Consider the following 17,099-nt stretch of genomic DNA (forward strand, 5'->3'; position numbering starts at 1 on the left):
TTGAAGCAAGGTCTTTATCCGCGCATAAAAAATTGACGGGGACGAACGCCAAACACGTAAAGAGACGCGAAATAACTCAACCCGCCTGCGCAGCATATTCCCAACAACCAAAACGCACGCGTCGCAGTATTCGCCGAAAACCAGAAGCTCTCAGCAGGCAACAAGGCCAGGAGAACCAACGCCATCACAACATTGGCGCCAATAAGACGCAACAAGAACAGCCCCCAACCAGACTGGTGCTGGAGCACGCCCGCTTTCACCAGGCCGCGCCAGAGCAGCCCAGCATTTAGCGCTGCCGACAAAGAGGTCGCCAGGGCCAAGCCCGCATGCGCCATGGGATAAATCAATGCAAGATTGAAAACCATATTGGCGATCATCGCTGCAATCCCTATCTTTACTGGCGTTCTAGTGTCTTGCCGCGAGAAATAGCCTGGAGCCAAAACCTTAACCAACATGAAGAAAGTTAAGCCAAGAGAGTACGCCTGCAAGCTTTGAGCGGACATTTGCACATCGAAGTCAGTCAACGCCCCGTGCTGGAACAGCGTAGCAATCATAGGCTGCGCCAACGTCATTAGAGCCACCGCAGCCGGCAAGCCAATAAGAAGAACTGCGCGAATCGCCCAATCAAGGGTGGCGGAGAAGTCTTTTGCATTATCCGCCGCATGTTTTCGTGACAGGCTAGGCAAGATCACGGTCGCAATTGCGATTCCAAAAACCCCTAAAGGCAGCTCCGACAAACGATCAGAGTAGTACAGCCAGGAAACACTCCCTGTCACCAGAAAAGACGCCAGGATAGTGTCCAGGAGAAGGTTTATTTGGCTTACCGACACACCAAACATCGCCGGCGTCATTAGTCGTAAAATTCGGCGGACGCCCTCGTGCTTCCTATCTATCTTAGGTTTGGGAAGCAACTGTAAGCGAGAGAGGAAGGGAAGCTGGAACAGCAGTTGAGCCATACCTGCAATTAATACACCCCAAGCCAAAGCCATTACTGGCTCGTCCATGTATGGCGTGATCAGAAACGCCGCGCCAATCAATGACAGGTTCAGCAGCACAGGAGTAAACGCTGGAACAGCAAAATAGTCATAGCTATTTAATATCGCCCCCGCAAACGCCGTCATTGAAATAAGCAGCAGATAAGGAAATGTCAGACGTAGCATTTCCACGGTAAGCGCAAACTTATCATCATTATCCAAGAAGCCAGGAGCGAACAACGCCGCCAACAACGGAGCCACCACCACAGCTAAAACAGTGATGACCAATAAAACCACACCCAGCGTACCTGAGACATTGTCCACAAGAGCTTTCACCGCAACCGGCGATTGCTTCGAGCGATACTCAGACAACACAGGAACAAAAGCCTGTGAAAAAGCGCCTTCTGCAAACAAGCGACGCATAAAATTTGGAATTTTAAACGCCACGAAAAAAGCATCGGCGCCTGCGCCTGCGCCAAAAAAATTGGCGATTACAATATCCCGAGCCAAACCTAACACCCGGGACAGCATGGTCATCAACCCAACCAAGCCACTGGACCTCAACAATGACGGAGTAGGCTTTTCTTTATGCGTATCTGCTGCGCTCACAAATTAGTCATACCTAGGAAAATTAAAAATAGCGTTGAGAGACGATCGCCCTCTATCGACAGGCGGCACATCCTATCATGCGAGAGTTAGCGGAAAAATAGATCACTCGGCCGCCACGCTTGCATTGAATGAAAAACAGTCATTTTTTTTGCCATAATCGTTGACAAATGGCCACGAAAGCGGCATATTTCCGCGTCATTTATTTCGGCGACACCAACCGACAGCATTCGAATATTGAGGAGTTTCAAGGTGGCGAACAATCCTTCATCCAAGAAGCGCGCCAGACAGCAAGTAAAACGCCGCGCTCACAACATGAGCCTGCGCTCCATGGTACGCACATACATCAAGAAAGTTAGCGCCCAGATCGAGCAAGGCAGCTATGACGGCGCAACACAGGCATTAACGACTGCAGCGCCGATCATTGACTCCATGGTCAACAAAGGCATTTTCAGCAAGAACAAAGCTGCTCGCACCAAGAGCCGCCTAAACGCCAAAATTAAGGCGCTGAAGGCTAGCTAAGTTCTTCTGAACAATAAAAAACCGGCTTACGCCGGTTTTTTATTGTCTGCACGCCAGGTAAAACTACAATAAAACCAAATTATCCCGATGTATTAACTCAGGCTCATTGATATAACCCAGAATGGACTCAATTTTCTCAGAAGCAACGCCAACAATTCGCACCGCCTCATCTGCATCGTAGTTCACCAGCCCTCTGGCGACCTCATTACCCTGCAAATCATAGCAGCTCACCATTTCTCCGCGCTGAAAGCCGCCTTCCACAGACTTAACCCCGACAGGCAATAAGCTCCGCCCCTGCTGAGTCAGCACTCGAACCGCACCATCATCCAACACCAGACGCCCCCGGGTTTTGAGGTGTCCAGCCAGCCACTGCTTACGCGCAACCCAGCGCTCTTGGTCAGGAAGCAAAAGCGTCCCCAATTCATCCCCATCACGCAAGCGGGTAAGCACTGAATCGATACGTCCACCCACAATAACCGTCGCAGCCCCCGAACGGCTAGCCAAACGCGAGGCGCGCAGCTTGGTGAACATCCCCCCCCGACCTAAAGCGCCAGAACTACCAGAAGCCATACTATCCAAGGCCGAGTCATTAGCCTTGGCGACCCCCACCAAACTGGCATCGGCATTGGAACGAGGATCCTTATCAAACAGGCCCGACTGGTCCGTCAAAATAATCAAATGGTCAGCCTCGACCAGATTCGCAACCAGAGCAGCTAGCGTATCGTTATCTCCAAAGCGAATCTCATCCGTCACCACCGTGTCATTCTCATTGATAATAGGAGCCACCCCCATATCAATTAGGGTGCATAAGGCTCCTCGAGCATTCAGGTAGCGTTTACGGTCAGACAAGTCTTCATGCGTCAAAAGTATCTGGGCAGTTTGCATGTTATGACGCTTAAATTGCGCCTCCCACGCCTGCACCAGACCCATCTGCCCCACAGCAGCAGCGGCTTGCAGCTCATCCAACAATTTCGGACGCTCCTTCCACCCCAAGCGACTCATCCCTTCCGCCACCGCGCCAGAAGAGACAATGACCACTTCAACGCCATCTTTGCGCAAAGCCGCCAACTGATCCACCCACAACCCCATTGCCTCCAAGGCCAATCCGCGCCCATCATTTGTCAGCAATGCGCTGCCGATTTTAATCACCCAGCGACGTGTTTCCCGCAGACGCGCTCGCGCCTGCGACTCGTTTAATTGTCCTAGCTGCAGCCTGACCGACATAATTCACACGTCCCCGTAATTCCCGTTAAGGCGCATAGAAAACTTCAACATCTTCGTCATCATCATCGTCATCAGATTCCTTCGCCTTCTTTCTCGCCAGACGACGCTGCTCACTCAGAAACTGAATACGCTCACGAACTTCTTGATCCATCTGCTCGCGATTCAAGCGATCCGCTTCCGCCACGTCAGGATCATCACGCTCTTCCTCAGCTCTTCGCTCAATCCAGGTCATAATATCCTGACAAAGACGCTGCAGACCCTCTCCCGCCAGCGCGGAAATCTCATAGCTGGGACCAGACCAATTCAAGCGCTTCAAAATGTCGGCGCAAACTGCATCCTTCTCGTCCTCCGCCAACAAATCCGTTTTGTTAAGCACCAACCACCTATCGCGAGCGGCCAGCGCCGGACTAAACTTTTCCAGTTCCGCCACAATTTTAACCGCTGACTCCACAGGGTCTGATTCATCCAAAGGAGAAACATCCACGACATGCAACAAGAGACGGGTACGGACCAAATGCTTGAGAAAGCGTATACCCAGCCCTGCGCCATCTGCAGCGCCTTCAATCAGTCCAGGGATATCGGCCACAACAAAGCTACGATGCGCCTGTACGCGCACAACGCCAAGGTTAGGAACCAGTGTTGTAAAAGGATAGTCCGCTACTTTGGGCTTAGCGGAGGAGATACCGCGAATCAGTGTTGATTTGCCAGCATTGGGCAAGCCAAGCAATCCCACGTCAGCCAATACTTTTAGCTCTAGCCGAATATTCCTCGACTCCCCCGGCTGTCCTGGCTTAGTTTGGCGCGGAGCCTGATTAACACTGGATTTATAGCGGGTATTGCCCAAGCCGTGAAAGCCTCCCTGCGCCACTTTAATTTGCTGCCCAACTTCCACCAAGTCGCCAAGCACCTCATCAATATCGGTATCGATAATAGTGGTCCCCACAGGCACTTTCAGCACCAAGTCGACGCCACTCGCGCCAGTACAATTGCCTCCGCGACCGCTCTCCCCATTCGCCGCCTTAAACTTACGCGTATAGCGATAGTCAATGAGTGTATTGATAGACTCGTCCGCCTCTAGAATGACAGATCCGCCGTCACCACCATCGCCACCGTCCGGCCCGCCCTTAGGCACATACTTTTCGCGACGAAAGCTCAAACAGCCATTTCCACCTTTACCTGCTTCCACGTAAATTGTGGCCTCATCAACGAATTTCATGCCTTTTCTCCCAACAATTGCAATTTCGCCAGCGCTTGAAGCCAGCCATTACCAACATCTTTATAACACAAGGTTTGCACATGTACGGCGCAAACAAAAAAGCTCCGCATATGCGGAGCTTTTAAACGTTACGGGTCAGTCTTATTCCGCAGCGACAATACTGACTGTTCTGCGGTTTAACGGGCCACCAACGTTAAACTTAACAAAGCCATCTTGCTTCGCGAACAAAGTGTGGTCGCGACCACAACCTACGTTCTCACCAGGATGAAACTCTGTACCACGCTGACGAACCAGAATGTTGCCAGCTTTAACGAATTGACCGCCAAAACGCTTGACGCCAAGTCGTTTGGATTCTGAATCGCGACCGTTACGGCTACTACCCGCCGCCTTCTTGTGAGCCATGTTATTACTCCTCTAGATTAGTTGCCGTATCAGCCGGAAATTCCGGTGATCTTAACTTCAGTAAACCACTGACGGTGCCCCATACGCTTCATATGGTGCTTACGACGTCTGAACTTAATGATGTTGACCTTCTTGTGACGGCCGTGAGCTACAACTTCTGCAGTCACTTTAGCGCCTTCAACAACTGGAGCGCCTACTTTAACATCGTCTCCGTTAGCGACAAGCAGGACTTTGTCGAACTCAACAACACCGCCGGTTTCAACTTCAATTTTTTCCAGCTTAAGACGCTCGCCTTCTTTTACGCGATGCTGCTTACCGCCACTCACGATAACTGCGTACATGAGATAAATCTCCAATCACACGGGTTAAATATGAACTTCGCCGCCTGTCTTATTAATCATTCATCAGGCCTGCTGGAAGTCCATGCATCACCATTACTTAATACCGGCTTCGCCAGAAAACTGAACGAATAAACCGCCGCGGAGCCTGTTGCCAGGGGAAACACTTTGGTGACCCTATGACAGGGAATGGTTTTTGCGGGCGCGAGATTATACAAAATGCAGAAAGATTGAGCAACCAAGTTTATAGAGAGGCGCACTCTAATTCGAGGCTTGGAAGCGAATCCTGCTACAGTCTGGCCAACCACCCCATAATTGCCCGCAAAACCTTGACATAACACGGACTTCCCCCCTAGCATTCCTCTCCCGTAGGGTGCCAAACCCAGTGTCGACACTCACGCTCCCATCGGTAATCACTTAATCGGCCGCATTTTATGCGAACCGGCCGGCGATAGCGCCGAACATCCGATAGCGGGCGCATAGCCTCCCGGTGAACATTCAAGCATGCAGGCAGAAACTATTTACGCAGCCGTTAACGAAGACTTTCTGTCCGTCGACGGACTCATCAAAAATCAGCTTTTCTCCAACGTTCCACTTGTGGAGAAGATTGGTCAGTACATCATCGACTCAGGCGGAAAGCGTCTGCGCCCTCTCCTGGTCTTACTGGTCAGCAATGCACTAAACGCCAACGAAAGGCATTACCTTAAGTTAGCCGCTATCATTGAGTTTCTACACACTGCCACGCTATTGCATGATGACGTTGTGGACACTTCAGATCTGCGTCGTGGGCGAGACACAGCCAATGCAAAGTGGGGCAACGCCCCCAGCGTCCTAGTCGGCGACTTTCTCTACTCTCGAGCATTTCAGATGATGGTAGAGCTGCGCGACATAGATGTGATGGCGGTATTGGCCAACGCCACGAATGTGATTGCCGAAGGGGAAGTGCTACAGCTTACCAACTGTAAAAATCCCGATATCACCGAAGCGCAGTATATGGAAGTGATAACCGCCAAAACAGCCATGCTGTTCGAAGCCGCTTCGCATAGCGCGGCAATACTTTGTCGAGCCAACGCAGACACAACCGCCAATATGAAGGAGTTTGGTCTAGAGCTGGGCATTGCATTCCAGTTGATTGACGATGTCCTGGACTATCAGGGCAACGCAGCTGAAATGGGCAAAAATGTGGGCGATGACTTAGCTGAGGGCAAACCCACGCTACCACTGCTTTACGCTCAACAGAAAGGCGACGATGCGCAAAGAAAATTGATACGTAAAGCAATCAGAGAAGGCGGCTTAGAGCAACTTGATGCCGTAATGACTGCCGTCAGGGAGTCAGGAGCTCTGGATTATACTGTCAAGCTGGCGAAAGAGTATGCTAATCGAGCCGCAGCAAGGCTTGAACGACTCACTCCTTCAGTATATCGAGACGCATTATTTGCTTTGACTGAAATTGCAGTAAACCGCACCAAATAAGCTCAAACGAGAGCACTAGGACAAGCGAAACAACCCGCTATCGCTGACTGCGCCGTACTGATAGAGTGAGCGGTACGCCATTACAGGACATTAAGCGGATATGCAGCAGCTAAGCGAACTGGATGCGTCCTTCCTCTATCTGGAAACAGAAAACGCCCCCATGCATATTGGCGGCGTGTACGTCCTCGACTGCTCAGAACAGAACAGTGAGCTGAGTTTTGAGGCGTTTTACCATCACATTGAATCCCGCCTGCCTACCGCCAGACAATTCAGACAACGCCTTGTAGAGGTGCCGCTAAAACTGGACCATCCTTACTGGGTAGACGATCCGGACTTTGACCTAAGCAATCACCTTCGACACGCCCATCTCCCAGCTCCCGGCGCAGAAGAGCAGTTACTCCAACTCGCCTCGGCAATACTTGCAGAACCTTTAAACCGCGAACGACCGCTTTGGGAGATAACTCTAGTTGGCGGGCGCCAGCCAAACGGGGAAAGAAGATGCAACTGTTGCGCCTTAATCGTCAAGATCCACCATTCAATCATCAACGGCGCGACAGGCGAAGAACTGATGAGCGCTCTGCTCGACTTTTCTCCCGAACCAGCCAAAAGAGCGTCACCACAAGCCTGGAGCCCGAGCCCTTTACCATCCAGGACCCGCTTGATCAGTAATGTCTACGGCTCCGCTCTGAATACCCCGTTTCGACTCGCCAATATGGCTAAAGACGCAGCCGCATCAGCGTTCTATACATTATTGGTCCAGCGTTTACATAGACTGGCGCTTCCTCCCGCCCTTTTCAGCGCACCACCTACACCGTTCAACCGCGCCATTGGAAAAGAACGCAGCCTTGCCTATTTTGCATGCGGCCTCGATAGACTTAAGCAGCTCAAAAAGCAGCATGACGACATTACACTTAACGATGTCGTCATGACACTGTGCTCCGAAGTCTTAATACGCTACCTACAAGCCCTGAATGAGAACGTCGAACGCCCGCTAATTGCCGTGTCGCCCATCTCGGTTCGTTCCAAGCGTATTGATAGTCCCACAGGCAGCCAGCTCTCAGCCATGCTGATTTCGCTCGCTACGAATGAGCCCAATCTGGCCATCCGGCTCAAGTCTATCCATGACAACGCAACTTCATCACAAATATATGGTCAGGCAATCTCCGCCGCTCGCTTAACTCAGCTCATTCCCTCCTCCATGCTAGGCCTCTCTGCTCGCATCTACACCGAGTTTCAACTCGCCCAGAGACACAAGCCATTATTCAATATACCGATTACCAATATTCCAGGCCCACAAACCCCTCTTTACTTTAACGGGGCAAAAGTGACCAAACAGCTTGGCAGCGCACCTTTGTTCGATGGGCTCGGCCTTTCTATCGTCGTGGTAAGTTACAACGGCGAAGTAACATTTACGCTAACCAGCAACCCGAAGGTCATTACAAATCCAGCAGATCTGACCAAGCATTTTGAGAACGCAATTACTCAATTGGAAAAGGACTTAGCACATACAGACTTAAACTCTCTAGAGGCTACGCCAGAGTTAACTGAGCAACGACCTCCAAATATCCTTGCGGCCTTATTGGGGGATATCACTTCTCTTTTTAGCAACTTATTTTCCGAAGCAAAGAAAACCGGGGAAACTGAAGAGAAGCAAAAGGACGTCAACTCAGAACTTTAAGGCGCGCCGATATAGAACTATATGTATGTAGCCTGGTATATTTCAGCCTTGATATCCTTATCCCAGAATTTTCTATCCAAACCCGCCTTACGCTTCAATTGACCAATAAAGTCTTCAGGTTTAGGGAGTTGCTCCCAAACTGACGGCAAAAACGTAGCGCGATGTCCATGCCAGGAGAGTATCAAACCGTCTTCCCCAACCTTTAGCTTGCCTGCCAGATCTTGCTCAGAAGTAACTGGCAATAATCGCGGTTGAGTAAGCACTGAGATATGTAATGCGCATAGCCGCCACTCATCCCGTTTCAAAGGAGCAAAGCGAGGGTCCTCGAATGCTGCGCTGAAAGCGTTATGCGACACATCTTGAACTAAAGGGCGGATAGCCCCCAACACTCCAATGCACCCGCGTAATTCGCCTTGCTTCAAGACGGTAACAAAAGTAGCAGCTGCCTGACACAACGTATCCGAAAACCCAGACAGATCAATAATTCGCCTTTCACCAGAAACAAGTCCCTGCTCAATAGCGAGGGAAGCCACTTCATATAGCCGCTTCTTTTCTTCGTCCGAGAGATTAATACAGGACATAGGAAGCATATCCTACAACTCGACGCTTATCGCCAGCAGTATCGCCAGAGTTAGCCTGGGCCAGACAAGAAATATGCATTCCTTTACGGCCAGCCAACAGTAGAAGCCCGTTTACCCCTTTGCAGCCGCAGGCTTGGTCTCCCGTAAGACCATGATGAAGAGCCAGAATTTCACGAGTTGTCGCTGCATCAATGTCTATAGCCGTCACATAATCATGATAGTGACTCAGATCCGTACTAATCACGAGCAGCGTTTCCTCTCCTCCCCACAAAAGCTCTAGAACTTCTGCGACTGACTCTGCATCAGCATCACCTATCACGAGGGGAGTGAGTTCAAAGCGATCAAGGCGCCGTTGCAGGAACGGCAGATGCACCTCCAGGCTATGCTCCTGAGCGTGCGCCGAATCCAAAGTAATAACCTGGGGGAGCAATGCGAGCTTCGCCAGATTATCGGCGTCAACCACAATGTTGCCGAGAGGAGTAGAGAATACATCAGAGGAAGGGACTGCGATCCCTCTAAAGCCAACGCGATGGCTTGGCCCCAACAATACAACCTTACTAATATGTTTAGCTGAATTACGCAGAGCGCTGTATGCGACTCCCGCTATTGGACCAGAGTAAATATAGCCTGCATGGGGGGCGATAATTGCTTTGGGTTTATGATCAAAGGAAGTCGACGTCGCGATATAGCGACTCACTGATTCAGAGAGGTCTTCCTCGTTGGCGGGGTAGAATAATCCGCTAACTGCAGGCTTTCGAACAGACATTTATATCTCCCTTTTGATGCCTCACAACTCACATTGATTTTAATATTGAGGGCAATTAGAGAGGATTACTGGAAGTCTATTCTGAACCCGCCAGGATAGTTTGTCACCCCCGAAGGCTTGTAGAGCAAGCCTTCGGGGAAGAAAACACTACTTAAAGGCCCAGTGAAGGAATTGTTTTTTCTCCTCAGCCGACGCCTTCTCCCAAAGCACTTTCAATGCCTCTATACGGGAGATACCGGCGTCTGACGGCAGTGCCGAAACATTATTCTGCACAGCACTTTGCCCAGGCTGAACAGCTGCAACAGAAGGACTAACAGTAGCCGCAGTAGCTGTAGCAGACGGTTGAGTAGCTGAAGGCTGGGTAGCAGCTACAACAACTGGTTGATATGCGCCCCCAACAGCAATGGTTCTATTCGCGCTATCAACTAAAGCGATTTTTGGATTACGCACAAAGACTGCCGCTTCACGCTTATTATCAGGCTTGTCATAACTGAACGTGTAAACTTGCCCGGGCTTCATATCCACCGTAACTTGAAGACGATCCGTAGCCACCGTATCAACATGCTCGGCATTCCCGTCATCGCTTTGTCTTGGTTTAGCCCAGATGCTCGCGTAGCGATAAACAAGCGTCCGCTGACCAGGTAAAATATCGTAGGTTAAATCAATGTTTTCCAATAGAAAGTTCTTTTGTGAAACGCCATCAATTTCAAGCAGCTCTATTTCAGCTGGCGCCATGACTTTAGCCACTTGGCCATCGCCCAGGGTTTGACCATCATAGGTTTTAATCGCTCGCGTCGTTCCACACGCACTGATGGCGATTGCTAACGCCACTACAAGCGACGACCGGAGCCAGGACCAAATAACCTTCATATCATCCTCTTTAACTTTTATTTCGTAAGAAGCTTTAGGAGCTTTCATAAAACGGGTTCAATTGTCATACGGCGGAAGGGCTTATGCAACCTCGTAGCGCCACTTATTAAGCTAACAAAATAACGCATAGGCTAACCCATTTGCCTAATTTAATAAGTTGTGCCACTTTTTAATCAAACGATAACAACACTATATCTATGCAGAAGAGGGACTTTAATATGGATACGACCAACAGAAGAGGTGAAGACGGCTTGACGCCGTTTCGCAGCGACCGCTTTTTCGCTGTCGGCGACAAGTGGTATTTTTCTACACGGGAAGGCTTTGATAGCGGACCTTACGCCGCTAAAGAACGCGCAGAAGAGGGATTGCGCCGCTTTCTGAAAGTCGCCCAGCTTCTACCTGGTGAAAGCCAAGCCGCCAGAGTGATGCGAGCGCATAGAATCTATTGAGGCGCTAAAACAACGCGGCGCAGTAGACCGTCAGTTGCGTCGCCGCCAACGCCATGACGCCAGCCAGAAGGTCGTCAAGCATGATTCCTTTACCCCCATGAATATGGCGATCACACCACCGAATAGGCCACGGCTTCCAGATATCAAATAGCCGGAAATAAACAAAAGCCAGCAGGATAAACACACTATTCCAGGGTAACAGGAACAATGCTATCCATTGCCCGACAAACTCGTCCCACACAATGGCCTTGTGGTCGTGCACCCCCCAGTCGCTAGCGGTTCTACCACACAGATAAACGCCCAACACCGCTGACACAAAGATAACCGACAATTGCAGCCATGGTCCCAAGTGCGCCAAAGAGGCCATGTAAATGAGCACGGCCAACGCGGAGCCAAAAGTCCCCGGCGCCCAAGGCGCCAGTCCCGAGCCCAGGCCAGCGGCAAGTAGGTGCGTCGGAGATTTCAGCGTCGCCATAACAGGCGGTGTAAAGGAAGATTCAGCGCGTGTAGTCAAAGTCACGTTACAGATTTCTCTTTAAAATGGTCGTATCCGCCCCTTGGAGCCAGCTTTACTTCTTCTCCATGCCCTCGCAATGCGACCCCCGATTCCCTTCGCAAGCTTCCGATACGGCTCAACGCCACATTAACGGATAATGATTGAATAAGTTCGCGCGCAGATTGTGGCGCGGTAAAGCAGAGTTCGTAATCATCCCCGCCCTGAAGGGCGAAGCTCAACGCATCATCTTTGGAATAAGTCGCCAATAAAGCGGAGGACAGAGGTATAGCTTCTTCTTCTATAAGGGCGCCACAATTTGAGGCGGAACAGATATGCGCCAAGTCCGCCGCCAACCCGTCGGAAATATCAATGGCCGCGGTCGCTATCCCCTGTAACTTACTTCCCAACTTTATACGAGGCTGCGGACTTTCATAGCGTTGGTAAAGCTGGCGCTCCAGAGCCGTTAGCGAGGCATAAGGCCGCTCTAATAAAGTCAAAGCGGCGGCGGCGTCACCGAGAGCCCCAGAAACCCAGACATCCTCTCCAGCCGAAGCTCCGTGACGATATAAACAATGATCTTGAACACGCCCAAACACCGTCACTGTGACAGTAAGAGGGCCTTTCGTCGTATCTCCACCAATGAGGGGAATATTCCACGCCAAGGCGGACTCAAACAACCGAGAGCCAAACGCCTGCAGCCAGTCCTCATTGATACTTGGCAGAGTTAACGCCAGAGTGAACCCAACAGGCTCGGCTCCCATCGCCGCCAAGTCGCTAACGCTAGAACCAAGGCTGCGCGCGGCGACCATTTCCGCAGACGCATCCACCGGAAAGTGGACGCCAGATACACAGGTATCGGTAGAAATCACGAGACGCCCACTCAGAGGTGCTAAAACTGCGCAATCATCCCCGATTCCGGTCTCAATCCGCCGCTCAACACCTGGGAAGTTCGCGAAAGGCGCATGAAAGTAGCGCGATATTAGTTCGAACTCACCCATTAGCCGCTCTACCTGACGTATCCGCTCAATTTACTTTTTCTTGCTTTTGGCTGCGGCCACTTCCGCCTGACGCAATTGCGGGGCCAGCTTATCCAAGACGCTGTTGACGAACTTATGCCCATCCGTTCCGCCAAATTGCTTTGCCAACTCAACGGCTTCATTTATCACCACGCGATAAGGCACTTCGATACGCGAGCGCAACTCGAAAGCCCCCATACGGATCAAGCTCAATTCCACCGGGTCCACATCCGTCAGTTTACGGTCAACAAATGGCTGCAATAGCGCATCAAGTTCGCTCACACTGGAAGGCACGCCATATAAAACCGCCTTGAACAAATCCCTGTCCACTTGTTGCAGATCGTTATCCACGGCGAATTCCGCTTCGATCTGAGATATGGAGGCGCCGGCGACGCGCCATTGGTAAAGCGCCTGCAGCGCCAGTTTACGGGCGGCGCGGCGCTTTTCCATCGCCTTGGACATAGGGCGCCCTGAAGACGGCTGTTCGCTCACTTATTCACCTACCTGCTGTAATAGTCCGACCATTTCCAACGCTGACAGTGCGGCTTCCGCCCCTTTGTTGCCAGCCTTAGTGCCTGACCGCTCAATAGCTTGTTCAATGCTGTCCACAGTCAGTACACCGAATGCAACAGGTATACCTGCCTGCAAGGAAACCTGCCCCAACCCTTTGGCGCACTCGCCTGCGACATATTCAAAATGAGGCGTACCACCACGAATCACCGCACCCAAAGCAATCACCGCATCTGGTTTAGTGCGCGCGGCAACTTGTTGAGCCAACAAAGGAATTTCAAAGGCGCCAGGCGCTCTATAGACAGTGATTTGACTTTCCGCAACGCCATGACGACGCAAAGCGTCCAGTGCGCCTTCCAGCAAGCTCTCCACTACAAAGCTGTTAAATCTCCCTACGACAATGGCGTACTTCGCGGACGCCCCTTGCAAGAAATCGCCTTCTACCACTTTGACCGTCATATCTTCTCTCCAAACTTAACTCTAATTCGCTGACTCGGCTTCACCACAAAAGGGAACATATTCCACAACTTCGAGATCAAAACCGGACAACGCGCTAAACTTCATCGGCGCGCTCATGACGCGCATTTTACCAACGCCGAGATCCCTCAATATCTGGGACCCCGTACCAATAGTCAGATACGCTCCGGAAACCGGAGAAACATTGCCCGACCGCTTTTTCTTGGGCTTAAAGAAATCATGGACTCTTTCGCTGATATCCTGCTCGCCACTTTCGCTATCCAGCAGAATCACCACACCCTCGCCTTCTTCAGCCACTTTCGCCAGCGCTTTACCAATGGGCCAGCTCTCAGAGCCCGGGCGTATGGCGCCAAACAGATCTTTCAATACGTCGGCGAAGTGAACTCGAACCAGCACAGGTTTATCAGGACTTGGCTCGCCCATCACCAGCGCTAAATGGATATTTTCCTGAATCGTGTCTTTGTACGTCACTAACTTGAAGTTACCGTACTCTGTCGGCAACTCATTTTCCTCCAGACGCTCAATGGTCTGCTCTGTTGTGGCGCGATAATGTATCAGGTCGGCGATAGTGCCGATTTTAAGGCCGTGCTCGCGAGCGAACGCCTCCAGCTCTGGGCGACGCGCCATAGTGCCGTCCTCATTCATGATCTCGACGATCACCGCTGCAGGTTCGCATCCAGCCAAGCGCGCCAAATCACAGCCCGCTTCAGTATGACCCGCACGACTCAGCACGCCACCAGGCTGGGCGGTGAGGGGAAAGATATGGCCTGGCTGCACCAAATCCGTCGGTTTGGTATTGCGCCCTACCGCGACGCGAATAGTATGTGCGCGATCTGCAGCGGAAATACCGGTAGTAACGCCCTCCGCCGCCTCGATGGAAACAGTGAACGCAGTCGCGAATTGCGCATTATTGGCGTTCACCATGGGATTCAAGCCAAGATATTGGCAGCGCTCCCGGGTCATGGGGAGACAAATCAAACCCCGGGCGTGCTTCGCCATGAAGTTAATGTCTTCCGGACGCACCATCTCCGCAGCCATGATAAGATCGCCTTCGTTCTCGCGATCCTCGTCATCCATCAAAATAACCATTTTGCCTTGACGGATGTCCTGAATCAGTTCTTCTACGCTGTTAAGCTGCATACTCAGCCTCAAATATCGTACTCACATCTGCCTTCGGCGCATGCAGCTTTTATGATTTATAAAAGCCGTGTTGCGCCAGAAATTCTTTACTTATTGTAGACGTCTTCGCGTCGCTCTTTTCAGCGGAAGCGCAAAACAGTAATCGTTCGGTATAGCGGGCAAGGAGGTCCACTTCCAAGTGCACCACGCTTCCGACCTTCAGCCCACCTAGCGTTGTCGCATGCGCAGTGTGGGGCACAATGTTCAGACGCATCTCAGCCCCGGAGATATCATTAACTGTCAGGCTGACGCCATCGACAGTAATCGAGCCCTTGGCGGCGATATAGCGCAGCAACTCTTCCGGCGCTCGAATCACCAAACGCAGAGAGCGCGCATCTTCCTGCTTTGAGGTCAGTTCACCAACGCCATCCACATGCCCTGACACCAGATGACCACCCAGGCGCGCGCTCAGCTGCATGGCTTTTTCCAGATTCACCTTTACGCCTGCGCGCCATGCAGCAATAGATGTATGCGCAGACGTTTCACGCGACACATCTGCGCGGAAGCCTTTTCCGCTCATTGACGTCACCGTCAGGCACACTCCGTTTACCGCAATGCTATCGCCCAGACGAACGTCCTCCATGAAACTTCCAGTAGCGCCGATATCCAGCACCCAATCCCCGCTCTGTTGGCGGATGACGTTCACTGCGCCCACTTCTTCTACCAGCCCGGTAAACATGTCACCCCTTCCTCCAGATCATGCGCACATCGTCGCCGACCTGACGGATTTCGTTTAACTTCAAAGAAATAACCTGATCCATTTGATCGAAACACGGCAAAGCGAATGCTGAACGCCCCTCTCCCATTAATTTGGGAGCAATATAAGTCCAGATCTCATCCGCAAGCCCTTGTGCGACAAAAGCGCCCGCCAAATTGGCGCCCGCTTCAACCAGCACTTCATTACACTCTCTGCCGGCCAAAGCAGAAAGCAAAGCAGTAAGATCAATCTGCCCACTCTCGCCAGCAAGCTTCAACACCTCAAAGCAAGCCTCGCTATTCTGCCGTTGCGCGAGCCAACTTTCAGGCGCGTCAGTGCATGTAACCAGCAATATTTTTCCTGGCAATTTGAGCATCTTGCTATCGGCTGGAAATCGCAATTGGGAGTCCAATACCACGCGCAAAGGTTGCCTCAACTTACCATTACAGATCCGTTCCAGCTCCCGACTGCGGACATTCAGCGAAGGATCATCCGCAATCACTGTGCCGATCCCCGTAATGATCGCAGAACTTCGCGCGCGCAGTTTTTGCACATCTTCTCTCGCCGCGGCGCCAGTAATCCATTTACTGACGCCATTAAGCAACGCCGACTTTCCATCCAGGCTACTTGCGACTTTTACCCGCACCCAGGGACGGCCTACGCGCATACGCTGGAAGAAACCAATATTAAGCTCATCCGCTTCCGCCGCCATACATCCGGCATGGGCTTCAATTCCTGCATTTCGCAGTAGCGCCAGTCCTCTGCCGGCAACGCTTGGATTAGGATCTTCCATGGCCGCAACGACCCGTCGCACGCCAGCCTTAACCAGCGCTTCGGCGCAAGGCGGCGTACGCCCGTGGTGACTGCATGGCTCCAGCGTCACATAACAGTCTGCGCCTATCGCAGAGTCGCCCGCTGCTCGCAGCGCATTAACCTCTGCGTGCCCTTCGCCTGCGCGTTCATGCCAACCTTCACCGACAATCTCGCCATTTTTCACCAAGACACAGCCCACTCTGGGATTGGGGTCTGTGGTATATAAGCCACGCTCCGCCAATCGCAGCGCGCGCGCCATGAATGCATAATCTTGCGTGGAAATAGCCATTACTTGGAAGTGACGTCGTCTTTATTAGATGCTTTATCCGACATCAAGGGGGTTGCGGCATCTCTGGAGAGTTTGTCTATCTCTGCACGAAACTCATCCAAGTCCTGGAACCTGCGATAAACCGAAGCAAAACGGACGAAGGCAACCTGATCCAGCTCACGCAGCTCCGCCATAACCTCTTCCCCAATGACTCTGGAGTTCAGTTCTCGCTCCCCGGTCACACGTAGGCGAAACTTAATACGGTCTACAGCCGCTTCGATTTCCTCCATGCTCACCGGACGCTTTTCCAGTGCTTTCAGGAAACCCGCCCGCATTTTGTCTTCGTCAAAAGGCTCGCGGGTGCCGTCTTGTTTTACGACTCTGGGCATCACCAGCTCGGCCGCTTCGTAGGTAGTAAAGCGCTCAGAGCAAGAGACGCACTCGCGGCGGCGGCGCACTTGGCTGCCATCGGCGACCAAGCGCGAATCAATTACCTTTGTGTCCGCAGCGCTGCAAAACGGGCAATGCATATATCACCAAAATC

At 51.7% G+C, this 17,099-nt stretch carries 20 protein-coding genes; 4 read left to right on the plus strand and 16 right to left on the minus strand.

All coding sequences use genetic code 11. The annotated features are described in order from the left end of the window. Positions 1 to 14: 14 nt before the first annotated feature. Entirely contained in the window at positions 15 to 1,583 is a 1,569-nt protein-coding gene (gene murJ / locus EUZ85_RS28125) for a murein biosynthesis integral membrane protein MurJ (protein ID WP_127973432.1), read from the minus strand. Between the two features lie 249 nt (positions 1,584 to 1,832). Here murJ and rpsT point away from each other — a divergent pair, with 249 nt between their 5' ends. Further along, entirely contained in the window at positions 1,833 to 2,102 is a 270-nt protein-coding gene (rpsT, locus tag EUZ85_RS28130; protein WP_011399647.1) for a 30S ribosomal protein S20, read from the plus strand. 63 nt (positions 2,103 to 2,165) lie between these two features. On the opposite strand, the gene proB is transcribed toward rpsT, so the two are convergent. The 4 genes from proB to rplU all read right to left on the minus strand — a co-directional run bounded on the left by proB (position 2,166) and on the right by rplU (position 5,285). After that, positions 2,166 to 3,326: a glutamate 5-kinase gene (proB, locus tag EUZ85_RS28135; protein ID WP_206617968.1), complete on the minus strand. Its 1,161-nt coding sequence runs from the start codon at positions 3,324 to 3,326 to the stop codon at positions 2,166 to 2,168. Positions 3,327 to 3,351: 25 nt separating this feature from the next. After that, on the minus strand, positions 3,352 to 4,542 hold the full coding sequence (gene cgtA, locus EUZ85_RS28140) for an Obg family GTPase CgtA (protein WP_127973433.1): 1,191 nt from the start codon (positions 4,540 to 4,542) through the stop codon (positions 3,352 to 3,354). A 141-nt stretch (positions 4,543 to 4,683) separates the two neighbouring features. Beyond that, positions 4,684 to 4,944: a 50S ribosomal protein L27 gene (gene rpmA, locus EUZ85_RS28145; protein ID WP_011399650.1), complete on the minus strand. Its 261-nt coding sequence runs from the start codon at positions 4,942 to 4,944 to the stop codon at positions 4,684 to 4,686. A 29-nt stretch (positions 4,945 to 4,973) separates the two neighbouring features. Continuing rightward, positions 4,974 to 5,285, minus strand: a complete 312-nt coding sequence (gene rplU, locus EUZ85_RS28150; protein WP_127973434.1) for a 50S ribosomal protein L21 — start codon at positions 5,283 to 5,285, stop codon at positions 4,974 to 4,976. Positions 5,286 to 5,786: 501 nt separating this feature from the next. Here rplU and EUZ85_RS28155 point away from each other — a divergent pair. Further along, positions 5,787 to 6,755, plus strand: coding sequence for a polyprenyl synthetase family protein (locus EUZ85_RS28155; RefSeq protein ID WP_127973435.1), 969 nt, complete (start codon positions 5,787 to 5,789; stop codon positions 6,753 to 6,755). Positions 6,756 to 6,855: 100 nt separating this feature from the next. After that, positions 6,856 to 8,433: a wax ester/triacylglycerol synthase family O-acyltransferase gene (locus EUZ85_RS28160; protein WP_127973436.1), complete on the plus strand. Its 1,578-nt coding sequence runs from the start codon at positions 6,856 to 6,858 to the stop codon at positions 8,431 to 8,433. A 17-nt stretch (positions 8,434 to 8,450) separates the two neighbouring features. Here EUZ85_RS28160 and amrA read toward each other — a convergent pair whose 3' ends face one another. From amrA to EUZ85_RS28175, 3 genes are all read right to left on the minus strand, one after another. Next, on the minus strand, positions 8,451 to 9,014 hold the full coding sequence (gene amrA, locus EUZ85_RS28165; RefSeq protein WP_127973437.1) for an AmmeMemoRadiSam system protein A: 564 nt from the start codon (positions 9,012 to 9,014) through the stop codon (positions 8,451 to 8,453). Next, the gene (gene amrB / locus EUZ85_RS28170; RefSeq protein WP_127973438.1) at positions 9,001 to 9,780 is read right to left on the minus strand and encodes an AmmeMemoRadiSam system protein B; all 780 of its coding nucleotides are present in this window, start codon (positions 9,778 to 9,780) and stop codon (positions 9,001 to 9,003) included. The genes amrA and amrB overlap by 14 nt, the downstream gene beginning before the upstream one ends. A gap of 147 nt (positions 9,781 to 9,927) precedes the next feature. Next, entirely contained in the window at positions 9,928 to 10,698 is a 771-nt protein-coding gene (locus EUZ85_RS28175; protein WP_127973439.1) for a DUF2057 domain-containing protein, read from the minus strand. 170 nt (positions 10,699 to 10,868) lie between these two features. Here EUZ85_RS28175 and EUZ85_RS28180 point away from each other — a divergent pair, with 170 nt between their 5' ends. Next, complete coding sequence (locus EUZ85_RS28180; RefSeq protein WP_127973440.1) at positions 10,869 to 11,099, plus strand: DUF6316 family protein; 231 nt, start codon at positions 10,869 to 10,871, stop codon at positions 11,097 to 11,099. A gap of 4 nt (positions 11,100 to 11,103) precedes the next feature. On the opposite strand, the gene EUZ85_RS28185 is transcribed toward EUZ85_RS28180, so the two are convergent. From EUZ85_RS28185 to nrdR, 8 genes are read right to left on the minus strand one after another with little or no spacing between them, the layout of a single operon-like run. Beyond that, complete coding sequence (locus EUZ85_RS28185) at positions 11,104 to 11,619, minus strand: phosphatidylglycerophosphatase A (RefSeq protein WP_127973441.1); 516 nt, start codon at positions 11,617 to 11,619, stop codon at positions 11,104 to 11,106. Next, positions 11,616 to 12,593 carry a thiamine-phosphate kinase gene (gene thiL / locus EUZ85_RS28190; protein ID WP_127973442.1) on the minus strand — a complete coding sequence of 326 codons (978 nt, stop codon included), beginning with the start codon at positions 12,591 to 12,593 and terminating at the stop codon, positions 11,616 to 11,618. The genes EUZ85_RS28185 and thiL overlap by 4 nt, the downstream gene beginning before the upstream one ends. A 30-nt stretch (positions 12,594 to 12,623) precedes the next feature. Then, positions 12,624 to 13,073, minus strand: a complete 450-nt coding sequence (gene nusB, locus EUZ85_RS28195) for a transcription antitermination factor NusB (protein ID WP_011399662.1) — start codon at positions 13,071 to 13,073, stop codon at positions 12,624 to 12,626. Positions 13,074 to 13,103: 30 nt separating this feature from the next. Next, on the minus strand, positions 13,104 to 13,580 hold the full coding sequence (gene ribE, locus EUZ85_RS28200; RefSeq protein WP_127973443.1) for a 6,7-dimethyl-8-ribityllumazine synthase: 477 nt from the start codon (positions 13,578 to 13,580) through the stop codon (positions 13,104 to 13,106). 21 nt (positions 13,581 to 13,601) lie between these two features. Then, the gene (gene ribBA / locus EUZ85_RS28205; RefSeq protein WP_127973444.1) at positions 13,602 to 14,738 is read right to left on the minus strand and encodes a bifunctional 3,4-dihydroxy-2-butanone-4-phosphate synthase/GTP cyclohydrolase II; all 1,137 of its coding nucleotides are present in this window, start codon (positions 14,736 to 14,738) and stop codon (positions 13,602 to 13,604) included. Between the two features lie 49 nt (positions 14,739 to 14,787). After that, positions 14,788 to 15,456 carry a riboflavin synthase gene (locus tag EUZ85_RS28210; RefSeq protein WP_127973445.1) on the minus strand — a complete coding sequence of 223 codons (669 nt, stop codon included), beginning with the start codon at positions 15,454 to 15,456 and terminating at the stop codon, positions 14,788 to 14,790. A 1-nt stretch (position 15,457) separates the two neighbouring features. Then, entirely contained in the window at positions 15,458 to 16,576 is a 1,119-nt protein-coding gene (gene ribD / locus EUZ85_RS28215; protein ID WP_206617969.1) for a bifunctional diaminohydroxyphosphoribosylaminopyrimidine deaminase/5-amino-6-(5-phosphoribosylamino)uracil reductase RibD, read from the minus strand. Further along, positions 16,576 to 17,085 (minus strand): transcriptional regulator NrdR, encoded by a 510-nt coding sequence (gene nrdR / locus EUZ85_RS28220; RefSeq protein WP_127973447.1) that lies wholly within the window; start codon positions 17,083 to 17,085, stop codon positions 16,576 to 16,578. The genes ribD and nrdR overlap by 1 nt, the downstream gene beginning before the upstream one ends. Between the last annotated feature and the right edge of the window lie 14 nt (positions 17,086 to 17,099).

This window comes from Hahella sp. KA22, from assembly GCF_004135205.1.
In the GTDB taxonomy this organism is placed as follows: Bacteria; Pseudomonadota; Gammaproteobacteria; order Pseudomonadales; family Oleiphilaceae; genus Hahella.

What these genes read in the sequence shown, in the direction of transcription:
- thiL (WP_127973442.1), bottom strand. Translation starts at nt 12,593, where the DNA reads ATGGGTGAGTTCGAACTAATATCGCGCTACTTTCATGCGCCTTTCGCG.
- amrA (WP_127973437.1), bottom strand. Translation starts at nt 9,014, where the DNA reads ATGTCCTGTATTAATCTCTCGGACGAAGAAAAGAAGCGGCTATATGAA.
- ribE (WP_127973443.1), bottom strand. Translation starts at nt 13,580, where the DNA reads ATGACGGTCAAAGTGGTAGAAGGCGATTTCTTGCAAGGGGCGTCCGCG.
- ribD (WP_206617969.1), bottom strand. Translation starts at nt 16,576, where the DNA reads ATGGCTATTTCCACGCAAGATTATGCATTCATGGCGCGCGCGCTGCGA.
- nusB (WP_011399662.1), bottom strand. Translation starts at nt 13,073, where the DNA reads ATGTCCAAGGCGATGGAAAAGCGCCGCGCCGCCCGTAAACTGGCGCTG.
- proB (WP_206617968.1), bottom strand. Translation starts at nt 3,326, where the DNA reads ATGTCGGTCAGGCTGCAGCTAGGACAATTAAACGAGTCGCAGGCGCGA.
- cgtA (WP_127973433.1), bottom strand. Translation starts at nt 4,542, where the DNA reads ATGAAATTCGTTGATGAGGCCACAATTTACGTGGAAGCAGGTAAAGGT.
- EUZ85_RS28160 (WP_127973436.1), top strand. Translation starts at nt 6,856, where the DNA reads ATGCAGCAGCTAAGCGAACTGGATGCGTCCTTCCTCTATCTGGAAACA.
- EUZ85_RS28155 (WP_127973435.1), top strand. Translation starts at nt 5,787, where the DNA reads ATGCAGGCAGAAACTATTTACGCAGCCGTTAACGAAGACTTTCTGTCC.
- ribBA (WP_127973444.1), bottom strand. Translation starts at nt 14,738, where the DNA reads ATGCAGCTTAACAGCGTAGAAGAACTGATTCAGGACATCCGTCAAGGC.
- EUZ85_RS28180 (WP_127973440.1), top strand. Translation starts at nt 10,869, where the DNA reads ATGGATACGACCAACAGAAGAGGTGAAGACGGCTTGACGCCGTTTCGC.
- nrdR (WP_127973447.1), bottom strand. Translation starts at nt 17,085, where the DNA reads ATGCATTGCCCGTTTTGCAGCGCTGCGGACACAAAGGTAATTGATTCG.
- rpmA (WP_011399650.1), bottom strand. Translation starts at nt 4,944, where the DNA reads ATGGCTCACAAGAAGGCGGCGGGTAGTAGCCGTAACGGTCGCGATTCA.
- EUZ85_RS28175 (WP_127973439.1), bottom strand. Translation starts at nt 10,698, where the DNA reads ATGAAAGCTCCTAAAGCTTCTTACGAAATAAAAGTTAAAGAGGATGAT.
- amrB (WP_127973438.1), bottom strand. Translation starts at nt 9,780, where the DNA reads ATGTCTGTTCGAAAGCCTGCAGTTAGCGGATTATTCTACCCCGCCAAC.
- EUZ85_RS28210 (WP_127973445.1), bottom strand. Translation starts at nt 15,456, where the DNA reads ATGTTTACCGGGCTGGTAGAAGAAGTGGGCGCAGTGAACGTCATCCGC.
- rplU (WP_127973434.1), bottom strand. Translation starts at nt 5,285, where the DNA reads ATGTACGCAGTTATCGTGAGTGGCGGTAAGCAGCATCGCGTAAAAGAA.